The following is a 15146-nucleotide window of genomic DNA, read 5'->3' as shown; positions in this document are numbered from 1 at the left end:
CCGTCGTACCGGCGGCATAGGGTGAGGCCATGACCGGCACCCCGATTCCCCACGTCACGGCCGTCACACTCGGCGTGCGCGACGTCGAGACCGCCACCCGCTTCTACACCGAGGGTCTCGGATTCCGGCCCGTCAGCCGGATGGGCGACGAGATCGCGTTCGTCCAGGCCGGGCACGGACTGCTCCTCGCTCTCTGGAACATCGAGTCGATGCCGGGCGAGTACGGCGACGTGGGGCACGGGCCGCTCGCGCCACCGATGTCGCTGGGGCACAACGTCTCGGCCGCCGAGCACGTGGACAAGCTGTATCACCGCGCCCTCGACGCCGGCGCCACGTCGGTCGGCGCGCCGAAACAGCAGGAGTGGGGCGGGGTGAGCGCGTGCGTCGCCGACCCGGACGGCTTCCGCTGGGACTTCGTCTACAACCCGGCGTTCACGGTCGACGCCGACGGCGAGATCACCGGTGTCTGAATCCGCGCCCCCGGCGCACGTCCACCCGCCCAAGCGGGAGGTGTTCGACGTGCCCGCGATGACCAACACCGACAACAAGGGATTCGTGCGCCCGGTCCTCGACTACCGCGAGACGCCCTACGGCCTCTACATGTCCCGCACCGCCGACCATCCTCGGTTCAGCCACCTGGAGAGCTGGCTGCTGCCGTCACTGGGGCTGCGCGCCAACATCTTCCATTTCACCGCGGGCTACCGCTCCGGCCAGCGCCTCTACCTCGACGTCGGCCGATTCTCCGGACCGGACGACGACGGGCGGTGGCACGCCGTCGACTGGTATCTCGATCTGGTCGACGTGCCGGGCACTCCCCTGGCGCTGATCGACGTCGACGAACTCTTCGAGGCCCACGCCGCGGGCCTGGTCACCACCGGCGAGGCGACGTCCGCCACCGAGATCGCTGTCCGGGCCCTGGCCGGCGCCGCCCGCACCGCCGGGATCCAGGACTGGCTCGACGAGCAGGCGGGCGAACGGATGCGCTGGCTCGACAGGCCCTGACACCGGGCGGCCGCCGGTGGCTCCGGGTGCCCGTCATCGCCGGTATGACAGACTTTCCCCGAATATCCGTACACACTGCAGGAAACCGGGAGCACCGATGACCACACCCCCGACCGAACCCACCGGCGACGATTCGGCCCCCGAGCAGCCCCAGCAGTTCGATCAGCAGCAGCCTCCCGGTCAGTACGACGCCGGCCCGGCGACCGGTGAGCCGTACCCCGGTCCGGCGGGCGCCGGTCCCGCGGGCCAGTATCCGGCGGGCCAGGTTCCGGCCGCGCCGTACCCGCCGATCGCCGCGCCCGGCGCCGCCCCGGCGGGACCGGGCTACGCGTATCCGGCCGGACCCGGGTACGCCCCGATGCCGCCGGCCCCGCCGAAGAAGTCGCGCACGCCGCTGATCGTCGCGCTCGTCGTCGGCGTCGTCCTCGTCGTGGCGATCGTCGCGATCGGCGCCCTCGCCTTCATCGGCCGCGCGGCGAACTCGGTCTCGGACGCCATCACCTCCGCGACCGCCACCCCGTCGTCGGCGGTCGATCGGACCGCGATCGGCGACTGCGTCCGCGTCAACGGCACGGAGATGAACACCGACGTGACCGCCATCGACTGCGCCGACACCAGCGCCGTCTCATTCATCGTCGGCGACAAGCAGCCCACCAGCGACGCCTGCAAGACCGCCGGCTACGAGTACTACTACACCGAATACGGAGGCTCGGGCACCGACAAGGCGCTCTGCCTGATCGCGAACTACCGCGTCGGCACCTGCTACGAGGAGTCCACGCTGGGGCTCGGCATCGACCTGAAGGAGGTGTCGTGCGATCAGAGCTCCGGCGCGATGACGATCCGCTACCAGATCACCGAACGCGTCGACAGCCAGCAGGTTCCCCGCTGCTCCGATCCCGACAAGCAGAAGAAGATCAGCCATCTGATCCACACCGATCCGGCCCGGCCCATCGGGTTCTGCGCCGAGATCCTCGGCGACTACATCTGGCAGCGCTGACCCGCGGCGCGCAGGCGTTCTCCACCTCGCGCGATGCGTGCGAGGCCGCCCGGTACACCTACTCGGTCTCCGGGTAGGTGTACCGGGCCGGCACCTGCGAAGAGGAGTCCACGGTCGCCGTCGGCATCGATCTGAAGACCGTGTCGTGCGCGGAAGCGTCGTCGATCATGACGGTGCGCTACAAGATCACCCGGCACGTCGACTCCGCGAACGTGCCGAACCGCACCGATGCCGGCTGACGGAAGCCACGCATCGCCGCCTACTCCGGACCGGTCTCCGCCGATCTGCGGGCACCGGCGACGATGCCGTCGATCAGCCGGCCGAGCCCGAACTCATAGGCATGGTCGGCATCGCCCGGCCCGGCGAAGAGTTCGCCGACCACACTGCCCACACGGGATGAGACCGGGTAGTCCCCCGCGGGCATCGACTCGGCCAGCCGTGGCCCGGCGACGGCCCACCACTGCGCGTCGGTCATCCCCGAATCCCGGTGCGCCGCACGCTGATCGATCCGTGAGCGGGCGTTCCCCATCGCGAACGCCCGCAGGGCGGCGACCACCGCGTCCAGTTCGACGTCGCCGAAGACCATGCCCTCCCGCGCGGCGGCTTCCGTGATCGCGACCAGCTGCCGCTCGTAGCGCCGCGACGATCCGGGGCCGGGCACCGGCCGCCAGGCCGGCACTCCGAGCAGCCACGGATGCGCCAGCAGTTCGTCCCGGTACTGTCCGGCGACCGCCCGCAGACACTCCGCCAGACCCGTCTCCGCACGGATCGGTCCGTCCTCGGCGGCCACCGCGTCGACCATCAGCGCCAGCAGCACCTCGCGGTTCGGCACGTAGGTGTACAGCCCCATCGGACGGAGCCCGACCCGCGCGGCGAGGGTCCGCATCGACAGCTCCGCCAGTCCGTGCGCGTCGGCGATACCGATCGCCGCGGCGACCACCTCGCGCACGCTCGACCGCTGCCGCGGCCCCGGCCGGGGCGCCGGCGTCTCGTCCGCCCGGGCCGCACCCCACAGCAGATCGACGATCCGCCGCACGTCGTCGGCGCTCTCCGCCATTCTCGACAGTCCTCTCCGTAGGGTGTACGGTATCAATGCCGTACACCCTACGGTATCTGTCGAGAAGGAGCGCCGCATCCCCGCATCCGCCGGTCCCGAACACGCCACCTACCTGCCCGAGCGCCACGCCTTCGCGCTGTGGACGCCGATCGCCGCCACCGGCGCGGGCGGCGCCGAGCAACCGACGGTGCACCTGCCCCAGCCGGCCGGCCACGGGCGCAACACACGACTCGAAGCGTGCCGGCTTCCTTGCCGTGTCGTCTCCGTCGACGAACTCCCGGACGGCACGACCGCGTCGATCACCGCCTGGCGCACCCTGCGTGACGACCCGGGCGCCGAGATCACACTGCCGACCGCCGCCCACGCGGTGTGCAACAGCGTCGGCGACGCCGTGGTCTCCGCCGAGTACGCGCGCGCAACCTTCGCCGCGACCCGCAGCGCGGGACTCGCGCTGCGCGATCTGGTGACCGCCGATCTGCGCGACTACCAGTTGCGCGGCGTCACCTGGCTCGACGAGGTGACCGCCGACGACAGGGGCGGCGGCGTCCTCGCCGACGAGATGGGACTGGGCAAGACACTGCAGACCATCGCGCACTTGGCGCACACCGGGCGTGGACCCGCGCTGGTGGTGTGCCCGACCGGCCTGGTCACCAACTGGGTGCGGGAGATTCGCCGCTGGGCGCCCGGCCGTCTCGCACCGGTCGACTACCGCGGCGGGGCGCTGCCCGAGATCGGCCCGGCCGGCGTAGTCGTCGCCGGCTATCCGGCGCTGCGGAGGCACACCGCCGCCCTCACCGGGAACCACTGGGCCAGGGTGGTTTTCGACGAGGCGCAAGCACTCAAGAACTCGCGGACCCAGGTGGCCCGGGCCGCGCGGGAACTGTCCGCCGACGCACGGATCGCGCTGACCGGTACGCCGGTGGAGAACCACCTCGACGAGCTGTGGTCGCTGCTCAACCTGGTCGCACCGGCCGCCTTCGGTAATCGTGCGCTCTTCCGGCGCCGCTACGCGCAGCCGATCTCGGCCGGTTCGGCGGATACCAAGCGGCGCATGCACGACGCGATCTCCGGCCACGTGCTTCGCCGCACCAAGGCCGACGTCGCCGCCAGCCTCGGCCCCAAGATCGCGAGCGATGTGGAATGCGACCTCACCCCCGAACAGGCCCGGCTCTACGACACCGTCCTGGACGAGGCCGAGGCCGCGGGATTCGGTACCGGCATCGCCCGCCGTGGCGCGATCCTCGCCGCCCTCACCCGGCTGAAACAGGTGTGCAACCATCCCGCACTGCTCGGTTCCGGCCCGGTCCGCGGCACCATCGAGGGCCGTTCCGGGAAACTCGACGTCTGCACCGACATCATCGTGACGAACCTCGACAACGACTGCCCCACGGTGATCTTCACCCAGTACCGGCAGACCGGCGAACTCCTGCGCGCCCACCTCGGCGCGGTGCTCGGCGCGCCGGTGCCGTTCCTGCACGGCGGACTCTCCCGCACCGAGCGCGACCAGATCGTCGACGACTACCAGGCCGGCGGCGGCTGCGGGGTGCTGATCGCCGGCCTGCAGGCGGCCGGCACCGGACTCACGCTGACGCGCGCCGCGGACGTGGTGCACTTCGACCGGTGGTGGAACCCCGCGGTCGAGGCGCAGGCCACCGACCGCGTGCATCGGATCGGGCAGGATCGCGTGGTCACCGTCACCACGCTGACCACCGCCGGGACCGTCGAAGAACACATCGCGGCGATGCACCGACGCAAGTCCGCGCTCAGCCTCGACGCCGACGCCGGTGCGCTCGCCGCGTTGACCGGACTCTCCGATGAACGGCTCCTCGAGACGCTGCGCCGAAATCGAGAGGAGTCCGCATGACGACCGGTACGACCGCCGAATTCGGGTACACGTGCTGGGGCCGCGACTTCCTGCGACTGGCCGAGCCCACCCGGGTCACCCGGCCCGAGCCGCTGCTGCCGCGCGCCCGCAGCCTGGCGCGCAACGCGATGAGCGCGGTGCAGTGCGAGGACCGGCTGGTCCGCGGCACCGTCGTCCGCGGCGGCGCTGCCTCCGTCGCGTACCTCGAGTTCGCACCGATGCCCCGGGACGCGGCGCGCGCGGTAGCCGAGCGGGTGGGCGGCGCCCCGTCGACGGCCGCCCTCACCGACGAGGTGCACGCGGCGCTCGCCGGTGACCCGCCGGAACTGGCCGCCGTCGACTGCTCGTGCCGCGCCCGGTCGGCGCGCTGCGTGCATGTGCTCGCGCTCCTCTACGAGACCGTGCGACGGGTCGACGAGGACCCTCGCCTGGCCCTGTCACTGCGCGGGTACAGCGCCGCGACCGGCCGGCCCGGCGCAGCATCCAGCGACGCGGTCCCGCGCTGGACTCCGCTCACCGCCCTCGACCCGGCGTCCTTCTACGGGTGATCAGGCGTTCTCCAGCTCCGCTTCCCGTGCGGCCTCGCGCTCGGCCACCAGGGTGAGCGCGATGTCGACGATCATGTCCTCCTGCCCACCGACCAGTCGGCGCTCCCCGCAGATCGTGAGGATGTCGCGCACGTCGAGGTCGTAGCGGGCCGCGGCCGCCTCGGCGTGCCGCAGGAACGACGAGTACGCGCCGACGTAACCGAGAGTCAGCGTCTCCCGGTCGACCCGGACCGGCCGGTCCTGCAGTGGCCGGACGATGTCGTCGGCGGCGTCCTCCAGGGCGTTCAGATCGCAGCGATGCTCGAACCCCAGCAGGTTCGCCACCGCGATGAACGGCTCGATCGGGCAGTTGCCCGCACCCGCACCGTGCCCGGCCAGCGAGGCATCGACGCGGAAGGCACCGTTCTCGACGGCCACCACCGAGTTCGCCACCGACAGCGACAGGTTCTCGTGCGCGTGGATGCCGATCTGCGTCTTCTCGTCGAGGACGTCACGATAGGCCTGGACGCGCGCGGCGACGTCGTTCATGGTGAGCCGCCCCCCGGAGTCGGTGACGTACACGCAGTCCGCGCCGTACGACTCCATCAGCTTCGCCTGCTGCGCCAGGGACTCCGGATCGCTCATGTGCGAGAGCATCAGGAACCCGGAGACGTCCATGCCGATCTCCTTGGCCGCGCCGATGTGCTGCGCCGAGACGTCGGCCTCGGTGCAGTGGGTGGCGACCCGGACGGACCGTACGCCGAGGTCGTAGGCGCGCCGGAGTTCGGCGACGGTACCGACACCGGGGAGCATGAGGGTGGTGAGGCGCGCGTGACGGATCGCGCCGGCCGCGGCCTCGAGCCACTCCCAGTCGGTGTGCGATCCGGGACCGTAGATCACCGAGCCGCCGGAGATGCCGTCACCGTGGGCCACCTCGATCGCGTCGACACCGGCCGCGTCGAGGGCGGCGACGATACGCGCGACGTCGGCGGTGGAGATCCGATGCCGGATGGCGTGCATACCGTCGCGCAGCGTCACGTCCTGCACGTAGATGGGGGTTCCCATGTCAGTTCTCCTCGCCCGCGGCACCGGCCGCGATCCGCTCGGCGACCTGCAGACCGGCCGCGGTCATGATGTCCAGATTCCCCGCGTAGGCGGGCAGATAGTGGGCGGCACCCTCGACTTCCAGGAAGACCGAGACCTGATGTGTCGGCCGGGTCTCCTCTCCGTCGGCGAGCAGCGTCTCGATGGGCGTCGACTCGGGGATCTCGGTGATCTGCACCTTCTGCTTGAGCCGGTAGCCGGGCACGTACGCGGAGACGTCGTCGATCATCTTCTCCACGGACAGCCGGATCTGTTCCTGGGTGTCCTCGTCGGGTGCCTCGACCAGCGTGTAGACCGTGTCGCGCATCATCAGCGGCGGCTCGGCCGGGTTGAGGACGATCACCGCCTTGCCCTTGCGCGCGCCGCCGACCTGCTCGATGGCGCCCGACGTGGTCTCGGTGAACTCGTCGATGTTGGCTCGCGTACCGGGACCGGCGGACTTGGAGGAGATCGACGCGACGATCTCGGCGTAGACCACCGGCGTCACGGCCGAGACGGCGGCGACCACCGGGATGGTCGCCTGACCGCCACAGGTCACCATGTTCACATTCGGCGCGTCCAGGTGGTCGTTCAGGTTCACCGCGGGCACCACGTAGGGGCCGATCGCGGCGGGCGTGAGGTCGATCAGCCGCTTGCCGTGCGGGGCGAGCGCGGCCGCGTTGCGGACGTGCGCGGAGGCCGAGGTGGCGTCGAAGACGATGCCGATGTCGGCGAACTCCGGCATGGCGATCAGGCCCTCGACGCCGTCGTGCGTGGTGGGTACGCCCAGGTCACGGGCACGAGCCAGGCCGTCCGAGTCCGGATCGATGCCGACCATCGCGCCCATCTCCAGGTGTTGGGCGGTGCGGATCACCTTGATCATCAGGTCGGTGCCGATGTTGCCCGAGCCGATGATGGCGACCTTGGTTCTGTCAGTCATGGGTATTTCCTTCGTTGAACGTGGCGCGGACGGTGCCGAGGCCGGAGATCTCGACGACCACCTCGTCGCCGGGGCGCAGCGGCCGCATCGGGCCGAGGGCGCCGGAGAGGATCACCTGTCCGGCGCGGAGCGGTTCGCCGAAATCACGCGCGGCGCGGGCCAGCCAGGCGACGGCGTTGAGCGGGTCGCCGAGGCAGGCGGCGCCGTCGCCCGTCGAGACCTCCGCGCCGTTGATCAGCATCCGCATGCCGACCTCGACCGGCGTGAACTCGTCCAGGGTCAGGCGCCGGGTCCCCAGCACGTAGACGCCGGACGACGCGTTGTCGGCGACGGTGTCGGCGAAGGCGATGTCCCAGCCGTCGATCCGGGAGTCGCAGATCTCGATCGCGGCGACGCCGTAGTCGACGGCGGCGGCGATCTGCGCCACGTCGAGCGGCCCGTCCGCGAGATCGGACTTCAGCACGAACGCCACCTCCGCTTCGGCCTTGGGCTGCAGCAGCCGCCCGATCGGCACCCGCGCACCGTCGTCGTAGGCCATGTCGTCGAACAGCACGCCGAAGTCGGGCTGGTCGACGCCCATCTGTTCCTGCACGGCCTTGCTGGTCAGCCCGATCTTGCGGCCGACGATCGACGCACCGGCGTCGGTGCGGCCGCGGGTGAGCCGTTCCTGGACCCGGTAGGCGGCGGGCAGGTCGTCGGAGCCGATGAGGTCACGGACCGGGGTACACGCGACCCCGGTACGCAGTGCGGTCAGCAGCCGGTCGGCCGCTCGCGCCTCGGCCGTCTCGCTGTGGGTTGTCGTCATGTATCGATCGTGTTCTCCCCCGCCGCCCGGGGAAAGCATGCCGTCTCGTTCAGCGAGACGTGGCGCTATCCTGGACCGGATGAGCACTCCGGACAGCGTCCTCGGCAAGGTGATGCTGATCCTGCACGCGTTCGACGTCGACGACCACGACCTGCCGCTCGCCGAGATCGTGCGCCGCACCGGTCTGCACAAGGCCACCGCGCACCGTCTCGCCGGTGACCTGGTCGACGCCCGGCTGCTGGACCGGACGGACGGCGGCTACCGGCTGTCCGGCGGGCTGTTCGAACTCGGCATGCGCGCCTCCGTCGAACGCGGCCTGCTGGAGATCGCCATGCCGTTCCTTCAGGACCTTTACGAGCGCACCCACGAGACCGTGCATCTGGGTGTCCTCGACGGCCACGAGGTGATGTACGTGGCGAAGATCGGCGGACATCGCCAGGCGAACGCGCCGTCGCGCACCGGTGGCCGAATGCCCTTGCACTGCACCGGAATCGGCAAGTCGTTGCTGGCGCACACCACACCCGAAGTGCGCCGGGAGGTGCTCGCCGGGCCACTGGAGCGGCGGACGCCGCGGACGATCGTCGCCCCCGGACTCCTGTCCGCGGCGCTCGACACCGTCCGCGAGCGCGGCGTCGCGTTCGAGTACGAGGAGTCGACGCCGGGGATCGCCTGCGTATCCGCGCCGATCCTCGACGTGCGGGACAACTCGGTGATCGCCGCGCTCAGTGCCACCGGCCCGCTCCGCAGGTTCCGCCCCGAGCAGCACGTCGACGCGGTCCGGGCCGCGGCCGGCGGGGTCGCGGCCACCCTGGCGCGGCGCCGCGCACTGCGCGACTGAGCTGCCTGTCACACTGGAGGTGTGATCAGAGTGGGACTGACCGGCGGCATCGGCGCCGGCAAATCGACCGTCGCCAAGACTCTCGTGGCCCAGGGGGCACACCACATCGATGCCGACCGCATCGCACGAGAGGTGGTGGAGCCCGGAACTCCCGGCCTGGCCGCCCTCGTCGACGCCTTCGGACCGGAGATCCTGGACTCGCACGGTGCGCTGAATCGTCCGGCGCTGGCGGCCCGCGCCTTCGCCGACGAGGAAGGCGTGAAGAAGCTCAACGCCATCACCCACCCGCTGATCGGCGCGCGCACCCAGGAGCTGACCGCGGCGGCCCCCGCGGACGCGGTGATCCTGCACGACGTGCCGCTGCTCGTCGAGGGCAACATGGCCCCGTTCTACGACGCGGTGATCGTCGTGCACGCGGACGCCGAATCCCGGCTGCATCGGTTGGTGTCGCTGCGGGGCATGGACGACGCCGACGCCCGCAAGCGGATCGAGGCACAGGCGAGCGACGCGCAGCGTCGTGCCGTCGCCGACATCTGGCTCGACAACTCCGGCACCCCGGAGGAACTGGCCGAGCAGGCGCTACAGGTGTGGAACGATCGGGTACTTCCTTTGCGCGAGAACCACTCTCGCGGCGTCGCCGCTCCCTTGCCGACCGCCGTGGTCGACGCCGACCCGGCGTGGGCGGTGATCGGCACGCGCGTGGTGAACCGGCTGTGGGCACTCCTCGGGGCCGGTGCGAAGCGGATCGAGCACGTCGGCCCGACCGCCGAACCCGGCACCCCTGCTCCCCCGGTGATCGACGTCGCAGTGATCGTCGCCGACGACGCGGCGGCGGACGAGGCGGCGCGCCTGCTGCACGCGGGCGGGTTCCCGGTGATCGACGCCGAGGGCGGCGTGACCCCGGCGCGGACGCACGGCGCGGCCGACCCGGGCCGCCCGGTACGGATCCACCTGCGCGTCGAGGACTGAGCCGACCAGCGGACCTCACATCGCTCCTTGCCCACTGATTCAGTGGGCGTCGCCCGCTTGCTTCGGTGCCGCCCACTCAGCAGAGTGGGCGACGACGAAATGACTGGCGCGAGAGACGGAGAATCCCCCGCACCGATCTCTCGGTGCGGGGGATTTCCCTTCGACAGGCTCAGAGAGCGATCAACAGCTCAGGGAGCGGTCAACGGCTCAGGGCGCTGTGGACCGCTCAGTTGCCGCCGGTCAGCTTCTCGCGCAGGGCGGCGAGCTGCTCGTCGCTGGCCAGCGAGCCGCCGGCCGGAGCCGAGCTGCTGGACGACGACGAGGACGAACCGGTCGAGCTGGAGTAGTCGCCCGCGTTGTCGGCCTCGGCGGCCGCGGCGGCGAACTTCTCCATCTGAGCGGTGTGCATCTTGTGGCGACGCTCGGCCTCGGCGTAGCGGCCTTCCCACTCTTCACGCTGCGCGTCGAAGCCCTCGAGCCATTCGTTGGTCTCGGGATCGAAGCCCTCGGGGAAGATGTAGTTGCCCTGCTCGTCGTAGCTGTCGGCCATGCCGTACTTCGAGGGGTCGAACTCCTCGGTGTAGTCCTCGTTGGCCTGCTTCAGCGACAGCGAGATACGGCGGCGATCCAGGTCGATGTCGATGACCTTGACCATCGCGTCGTCGCCCACGGCGACGACCTGATCCGGCACCTCGACGTGGCGCTCGGCCAGCTCCGAGATGTGCACCAGGCCCTCGATGCCCTCCTCGACGCGGACGAACGCACCGAACGGCACCAGCTTGGTGACCTTGCCCGGCACGATCTGACCGATCGCGTGGGTGCGGGCGAACTGACGCCACGGGTCTTCCTGCGTGGCCTTGAGCGACAGCGACACGCGCTCGCGGTCCATGTCGACGTCGAGCACCTCGACGGTGACCTCGTCGCCCACGGCGACGACCTCGGACGGGTGATCGATGTGCTTCCAGGACAGCTCGGAGACGTGCACCAGGCCGTCGACGCCGCCGAGATCGACGAACGCGCCGAAGTTGACGATCGAGCTGACGACACCCTTGCGGACCTGACCCTTGGCCAGCTTGTTGAGGAACTCGCTGCGGACCTCGGACTGGGTCTGCTCCAGCCAGGCACGGCGCGACAGGACCACGTTGTTGCGGTTCTTGTCGAGCTCGATGATCTTGGCCTCGACCTCCTTGCCGATGTACGGCTGCAGGTCGCGCACGCGGCGCATCTCCACCAGCGACGCCGGGAGGAAGCCACGCAGGCCGATGTCCAGGATCAGGCCGCCCTTGACGACCTCGATGACGGTGCCCTTGACGGCCTCGTCACGCTCCTTGAGCTCCTCGATGGTGCCCCAGGCACGCTCGTACTGAGCGCGCTTCTTCGACAGGATGAGGCGGCCTTCCTTGTCCTCCTTGGTGAGAACAAGTGCTTCGACCTCGTCGCCGACCTCGACGACTTCGCTCGGGTCGACATCGTGCTTGATGGACAGCTCACGCGAGGGGATGACGCCCTCGGTCTTGTAGCCGATGTCCAGCAGAACCTCGTCACGGTCGACCTTGACGATGGTGCCTTCGACGATGTCGCCATCGTTGAAGTACTTGATCGTGGAGTCGATGGCAGCGAGGAAGTCCTCAGCCGAGCCGATATCGTTGACGGCTACTTGCGGCGAGGTGATCGTGGGGGACGACATGTGTTGAGTGGCTCCGGACAGGTATGTAGTAGTGGATGGAGTGCGTGCAATCGAACACACGCACCCAGCAAGGTTACTCCCCCGGGATGAACTGCACAAATGGGGCCGGGCACTAGGATCGGTCCCGATGAGTACCGATCCCGCCCCCGCCCGCCCGCCGCGTGTCCTGGGCGCCATCGATTCGGCCACCAGCGAATCGGCGAGCAGGTCGTGGTGGGATGCCGAGTCCGACGACTACCAGGCCGAGCACGGCGTCTTCCTCGGCAACGACGTCCCCGGCGGCGACTTCGTGTGGGGTCCCGAACGACTCCGCGAGGACGACGTCCACCTGCTGGGCGACGTCGCCGGGCGCGCGGTGCTGGAGATCGGGTGCGGCGCGGCACCCTGCGCGCGCTGGCTGGCCGCCCGCGGCGCGGACGTCGTCGGCCTGGACGTGTCGGCGGGGATGCTGGCGCACGCGGTGACGGCGATGAGCCGCGACACCCGCCGCGTTCGGTTGGTCCTCGCCGGCGCCGAGCGACTCCCCTTCGCCGACGCGTCGTTCGACCTCGCCTGCTCGGCGTTCGGTGCCGTTCCCTTCGTCGCCGATTCGGCGCGGGTGATGCGCGAGGTCGCGCGGGTGTTGCGGCCCGGCGGTCGTTGGGTCTTCGCCACCAACCATCCGATGCGGTGGATGTTCCTCGACGATCCCGGACCGGAGGGGCTGGTGGTGAAGATGTCGTACTTCGACCGCACGCCGTACTCCGAGACCGACGACGCGGGCGGCGTCAGCTACGTCGAGCACCACCGCACCATGGGCGACCGCGTCCGGGAGATCGTCGCCGCCGGGCTGGTACTCGACGACGTCGTCGAGCCGGAGTGGCCGGAGGATCTCGACGACGAGTGGGGCCAGTGGTCTCCGCTGCGCGGGTCGTACTTCCCGGGCACCGCGATCTTCTGCTGCCACAAGCCGGAGGTTCCGCGGTGACGACCCGCCGCCCGGGAACGCTCGGGCCGGACCGGGTCCGCGCCCTCGGTGCCGCGCCGTTCACCTACTCCGCGGTGGGCGCCGCGTGCGGCGGCGCGGTGCCCACCGGTTTCCACGGGCTGTACCGCTGCGTGGTGATCGGGCACGGGGACGACGCCTTCGCGACGGCCGGCGAGGCGTTGCTGACCTGGCAGGTGCAGTTGCGCTCCGGGATCCGGGTGTGCGCGTCGTCGCCGCGTATCGCTCCCGGCGCGGTCGCGACCGTCGGCGTCGGGGTGGGCCCGCTGCGGATGACCGGACCGGTCCGGGTGCTCGACGTGACCGAGGCGCCGTCGCTGCGGGCGTTCTCCTACGGCACGCTGCCCGGCCACCCCGAGTGCGGTGAGGAGCGTTTCGCCGTCGCCCTCGACGAGGACGGGACCGTCCGGTTCGAGCTGACCGGATTCTCCCGCCACGTCTCGCGCCTGGCTCGCCTCGGCGCACCGGTCGCGCGGTTCGTGCAGCGGGTGGTCACCGACCGGTACGCGCGCTCGCTGATCGTCGCACCGCCGCCGGCGTAGTTCGCGACAGCAGTCGGACAGGCGCGACACCTCGTGTCGACGCGACGACCGCGCATGTCGCTTCCTCGCCGGCTGTCGCGGTCAATGGCCGGTTGTCGCGTCCGGCGACGTCCTACAGGAGCTTGGACAGGAAGGTCTTGGTGCGGTCGTGCCGGGGGTTCTCCAGCATCTCGCGCGGGTCACCGCGTTCGACGACCTTGCCGTCGGCCATGAACACCAGCTGGTCGGCGACCTCGCGGGCGAAGCCCATCTCGTGCGTGACGACCAGCATCGTCATCCCGGCCTTGGCGAGGTCGCGCATGACGGCGAGGACGTCGCCGACGAGTTCGGGGTCGAGCGCGGAGGTCGGCTCGTCGAACAGCATCAGCTTGGGGTCCATGGCGAGCGCGCGGGCGATGGCGACGCGCTGCTGCTGGCCGCCCGACAGCTGCGCCGGGTAGGCGTCGGCCTTGGTCGCCAGCCCGACCTTGGACAGCAGGTCCTCGGCGCGGGCGACGGCCTCGTCGCGGGACGTGCCCTTGACGAGCATCGGCGCCTCGATCACGTTCGCCAGCACCGTGCGATGCGGGAAGAGGTTGAAGTGCTGGAAGACCATCCCGATGTCGCGGCGCTGGCGGGCGGCGTCCTTCGCGCTCATCTCGTACAGCTTGCCCGCGCGCTCGCGGTAGCCGATCAGCTCGCCGTCGACCCGCAGCCGGCCGGCGTTGACCTTCTCCAGGTGGTTGACGCAGCGCAGGAACGTCGACTTGCCCGAACCGGACGGCCCGATGAGGCACGCCACCTCGCCGTGGGCGACTTGCAGATCGATGCCGCGCAGCACCTGCAGCGCACCGAAGCTCTTGCAGACGCCCTCCGCGGACACCATCGCCGAGCCGGCGTCATGTGCGGTGCTCATCGGCCGCCCTCCAACGTCTCGGCCTGCGCGAGCTCTTCGAGCTGACGGTCACTGAGCATGCGGCTGGCGCCCTTCGAGTAGTGCTTCTCCAGATAGTGCTGGCCGATCATCAGCAGGCTGGTCACCGCCAGGTACCAGGTGGACGCGACGAGCAGCATCGGGATCGGCTGGAAGTTGACGCCGGAGATGTCGCGCGAGCGGCCGTAGAGTTCCAGCGAGAACGGCACCGCGGTGACCAGCGACGTCGTCTTCAGCATGCTGATCAGCTCGTTGCCGGTCGGCGGGATGATCACCCGCATGGCCTGCGGCAGCACCACCCGGCGCATGGTCTGCGACCAGGTCATGCCGAGCGCCACCGAGGCCTCCATCTGCCCCTCGCCGACCGACGAGATGCCGGCACGCACGATCTCGGCCATGTAGGCCGCCTCGTTCAGGCCCAGGCCGATGATGGCGAACAGGAACGCCGCGTTGAGCGACTGCACGTCGATGTGGAAGAACTGCGGACCGAACGGAACGCCCAGATCGATCTGCTTGTAGATGGAGCCGAACAGGCCCCACAGCACCAGCTGCACGTACACCGGGGTGCCGCGGAAGACCCAGAGGTACACCCACGCGACCGTCCGCAGCACCGGGTTCGGCGAGAGCCGCATGACGGCGAAGATCACGCCCAGGACCACGCCGATCACCATCGCGCACACCGTCAGGGCCAGGGTCCAGCCCGCGGCCTCGATGATCCGGGTGTCGAACAGGTACCGCGCGTAGGTGTGCCACTTGTAGGCGTCGTTGGTGGCGGCACCGTAGACGAACAACCCGACCAGCACCAGGATCACCGCGGCGGCGATCCACTGCCCGGGATGACGCAGCGGCACCGCCTTGATCGGGGCCGGATCGCCGCCGGTCACCGCGACGTCACCGGCCGGCTTCTCTGCGCTCATCGGCGCTCCCCTCGCGAGGT

At 70.4% G+C, this 15146-nt stretch carries 17 protein-coding genes; 10 read left to right on the top strand and 7 right to left on the bottom strand.

Going from position 1 to position 15146, the window contains the following annotated elements:
- The first annotated feature begins 29 nt into the window (after positions 1-29).
- The 4 genes from ACSEEN_RS06370 (at position 30) to ACSEEN_RS06355 (ending at position 2238) form a co-directional block, all read left to right on the top strand.
- Positions 30-470 carry a VOC family protein gene (locus ACSEEN_RS06370; protein WP_298441577.1) on the top strand — a complete coding sequence of 147 codons (441 nt, stop codon included), beginning with the start codon at positions 30-32 and terminating at the stop codon, positions 468-470.
- A 58-nt stretch (positions 471-528) separates the two neighbouring features.
- Positions 529-1002 carry a ribonuclease FAU-1 family protein gene (locus ACSEEN_RS06365; RefSeq protein ID WP_298441602.1) on the top strand — a complete coding sequence of 158 codons (474 nt, stop codon included), beginning with the start codon at positions 529-531 and terminating at the stop codon, positions 1000-1002.
- 97 nt (positions 1003-1099) lie between these two features.
- Positions 1100-1999, top strand: a complete 900-nt coding sequence (locus tag ACSEEN_RS06360) for an LppU/SCO3897 family protein (protein WP_440712660.1) — start codon at positions 1100-1102, stop codon at positions 1997-1999.
- Between the two features lie 77 nt (positions 2000-2076).
- Positions 2077-2238: a hypothetical protein gene (locus ACSEEN_RS06355; RefSeq protein ID WP_440712659.1), complete on the top strand. Its 162-nt coding sequence runs from the start codon at positions 2077-2079 to the stop codon at positions 2236-2238.
- A gap of 20 nt (positions 2239-2258) precedes the next feature.
- Here ACSEEN_RS06355 and ACSEEN_RS06350 read toward each other — a convergent pair whose 3' ends face one another.
- Complete coding sequence (locus ACSEEN_RS06350) at positions 2259-3056, bottom strand: TetR/AcrR family transcriptional regulator (protein ID WP_247863933.1); 798 nt, start codon at positions 3054-3056, stop codon at positions 2259-2261.
- A gap of 136 nt (positions 3057-3192) precedes the next feature.
- On the opposite strand from ACSEEN_RS06350, the gene ACSEEN_RS06345 reads away from it, so the two are divergent.
- Positions 3193-4920 (top strand): DEAD/DEAH box helicase, encoded by a 1728-nt coding sequence (locus tag ACSEEN_RS06345; RefSeq protein WP_440712678.1) that lies wholly within the window; start codon positions 3193-3195, stop codon positions 4918-4920.
- Positions 4917-5468, top strand: coding sequence for an SWIM zinc finger family protein (locus ACSEEN_RS06340; RefSeq protein ID WP_440712658.1), 552 nt, complete (start codon positions 4917-4919; stop codon positions 5466-5468). The genes ACSEEN_RS06345 and ACSEEN_RS06340 overlap by 4 nt, the downstream gene beginning before the upstream one ends.
- Here ACSEEN_RS06340 and dmpG read toward each other — a convergent pair whose 3' ends face one another.
- Genes dmpG through ACSEEN_RS06325 form a run of 3 tightly spaced genes read right to left on the bottom strand, consistent with a single transcriptional unit; the run spans position 5469 to position 8275 of the window.
- Positions 5469-6512: a 4-hydroxy-2-oxovalerate aldolase gene (gene dmpG, locus ACSEEN_RS06335; RefSeq protein WP_298441581.1), complete on the bottom strand. Its 1044-nt coding sequence runs from the start codon at positions 6510-6512 to the stop codon at positions 5469-5471. It lies immediately after the preceding gene.
- Position 6513: 1 nt separating this feature from the next.
- A complete protein-coding gene (locus tag ACSEEN_RS06330; protein WP_371307669.1) occupies positions 6514-7470 on the bottom strand; it encodes an acetaldehyde dehydrogenase (acetylating) in 957 nt (318 codons plus the stop codon).
- Complete coding sequence (locus tag ACSEEN_RS06325) at positions 7463-8275, bottom strand: 2-keto-4-pentenoate hydratase (protein ID WP_440712657.1); 813 nt, start codon at positions 8273-8275, stop codon at positions 7463-7465. The genes ACSEEN_RS06330 and ACSEEN_RS06325 overlap by 8 nt, the downstream gene beginning before the upstream one ends.
- Positions 8276-8354: 79 nt before the next feature.
- Here ACSEEN_RS06325 and ACSEEN_RS06320 point away from each other — a divergent pair, with 79 nt between their 5' ends.
- Both ACSEEN_RS06320 and coaE read left to right on the top strand, forming a co-directional pair.
- Positions 8355-9113 carry an IclR family transcriptional regulator gene (locus tag ACSEEN_RS06320; protein ID WP_247863939.1) on the top strand — a complete coding sequence of 253 codons (759 nt, stop codon included), beginning with the start codon at positions 8355-8357 and terminating at the stop codon, positions 9111-9113.
- A gap of 21 nt (positions 9114-9134) precedes the next feature.
- Positions 9135-10082 carry a dephospho-CoA kinase gene (gene coaE, locus ACSEEN_RS06315; RefSeq protein WP_247863940.1) on the top strand — a complete coding sequence of 316 codons (948 nt, stop codon included), beginning with the start codon at positions 9135-9137 and terminating at the stop codon, positions 10080-10082.
- A gap of 226 nt (positions 10083-10308) precedes the next feature.
- Here the strand turns inward: coaE and rpsA are convergent, their stop codons facing one another.
- Complete coding sequence (gene rpsA, locus ACSEEN_RS06310) at positions 10309-11769, bottom strand: 30S ribosomal protein S1 (protein ID WP_298441588.1); 1461 nt, start codon at positions 11767-11769, stop codon at positions 10309-10311.
- Between the two features lie 127 nt (positions 11770-11896).
- On the opposite strand from rpsA, the gene ACSEEN_RS06305 reads away from it, so the two are divergent.
- On the top strand, positions 11897-12736 hold the full coding sequence (locus tag ACSEEN_RS06305) for a class I SAM-dependent methyltransferase (RefSeq protein ID WP_298441590.1): 840 nt from the start codon (positions 11897-11899) through the stop codon (positions 12734-12736).
- Positions 12733-13296, top strand: a complete 564-nt coding sequence (locus ACSEEN_RS06300; RefSeq protein ID WP_440712656.1) for a DUF1990 domain-containing protein — start codon at positions 12733-12735, stop codon at positions 13294-13296. Before ACSEEN_RS06305 ends, ACSEEN_RS06300 begins: the two co-directional genes overlap by 4 nt.
- A gap of 112 nt (positions 13297-13408) precedes the next feature.
- On the opposite strand, the gene ACSEEN_RS06295 is transcribed toward ACSEEN_RS06300, so the two are convergent.
- Positions 13409-14161 (bottom strand): amino acid ABC transporter ATP-binding protein, encoded by a 753-nt coding sequence (locus tag ACSEEN_RS06295; RefSeq protein WP_440712677.1) that lies wholly within the window; start codon positions 14159-14161, stop codon positions 13409-13411.
- A 26-nt stretch (positions 14162-14187) separates the two neighbouring features.
- Positions 14188-15126, bottom strand: coding sequence for an amino acid ABC transporter permease (locus ACSEEN_RS06290; RefSeq protein ID WP_247863944.1), 939 nt, complete (start codon positions 15124-15126; stop codon positions 14188-14190).
- Positions 15127-15146 lie beyond the last annotated feature (20 nt).

It is taken from the genome of Gordonia marina (assembly GCF_052036135.1).
Lineage (GTDB): Bacteria > Actinomycetota > Actinomycetes > Mycobacteriales > Mycobacteriaceae > Gordonia.
The sequence above is the reverse complement of the archived record's forward strand: the minus strand, read 5'-3'. Positions and strand labels throughout refer to the sequence as shown.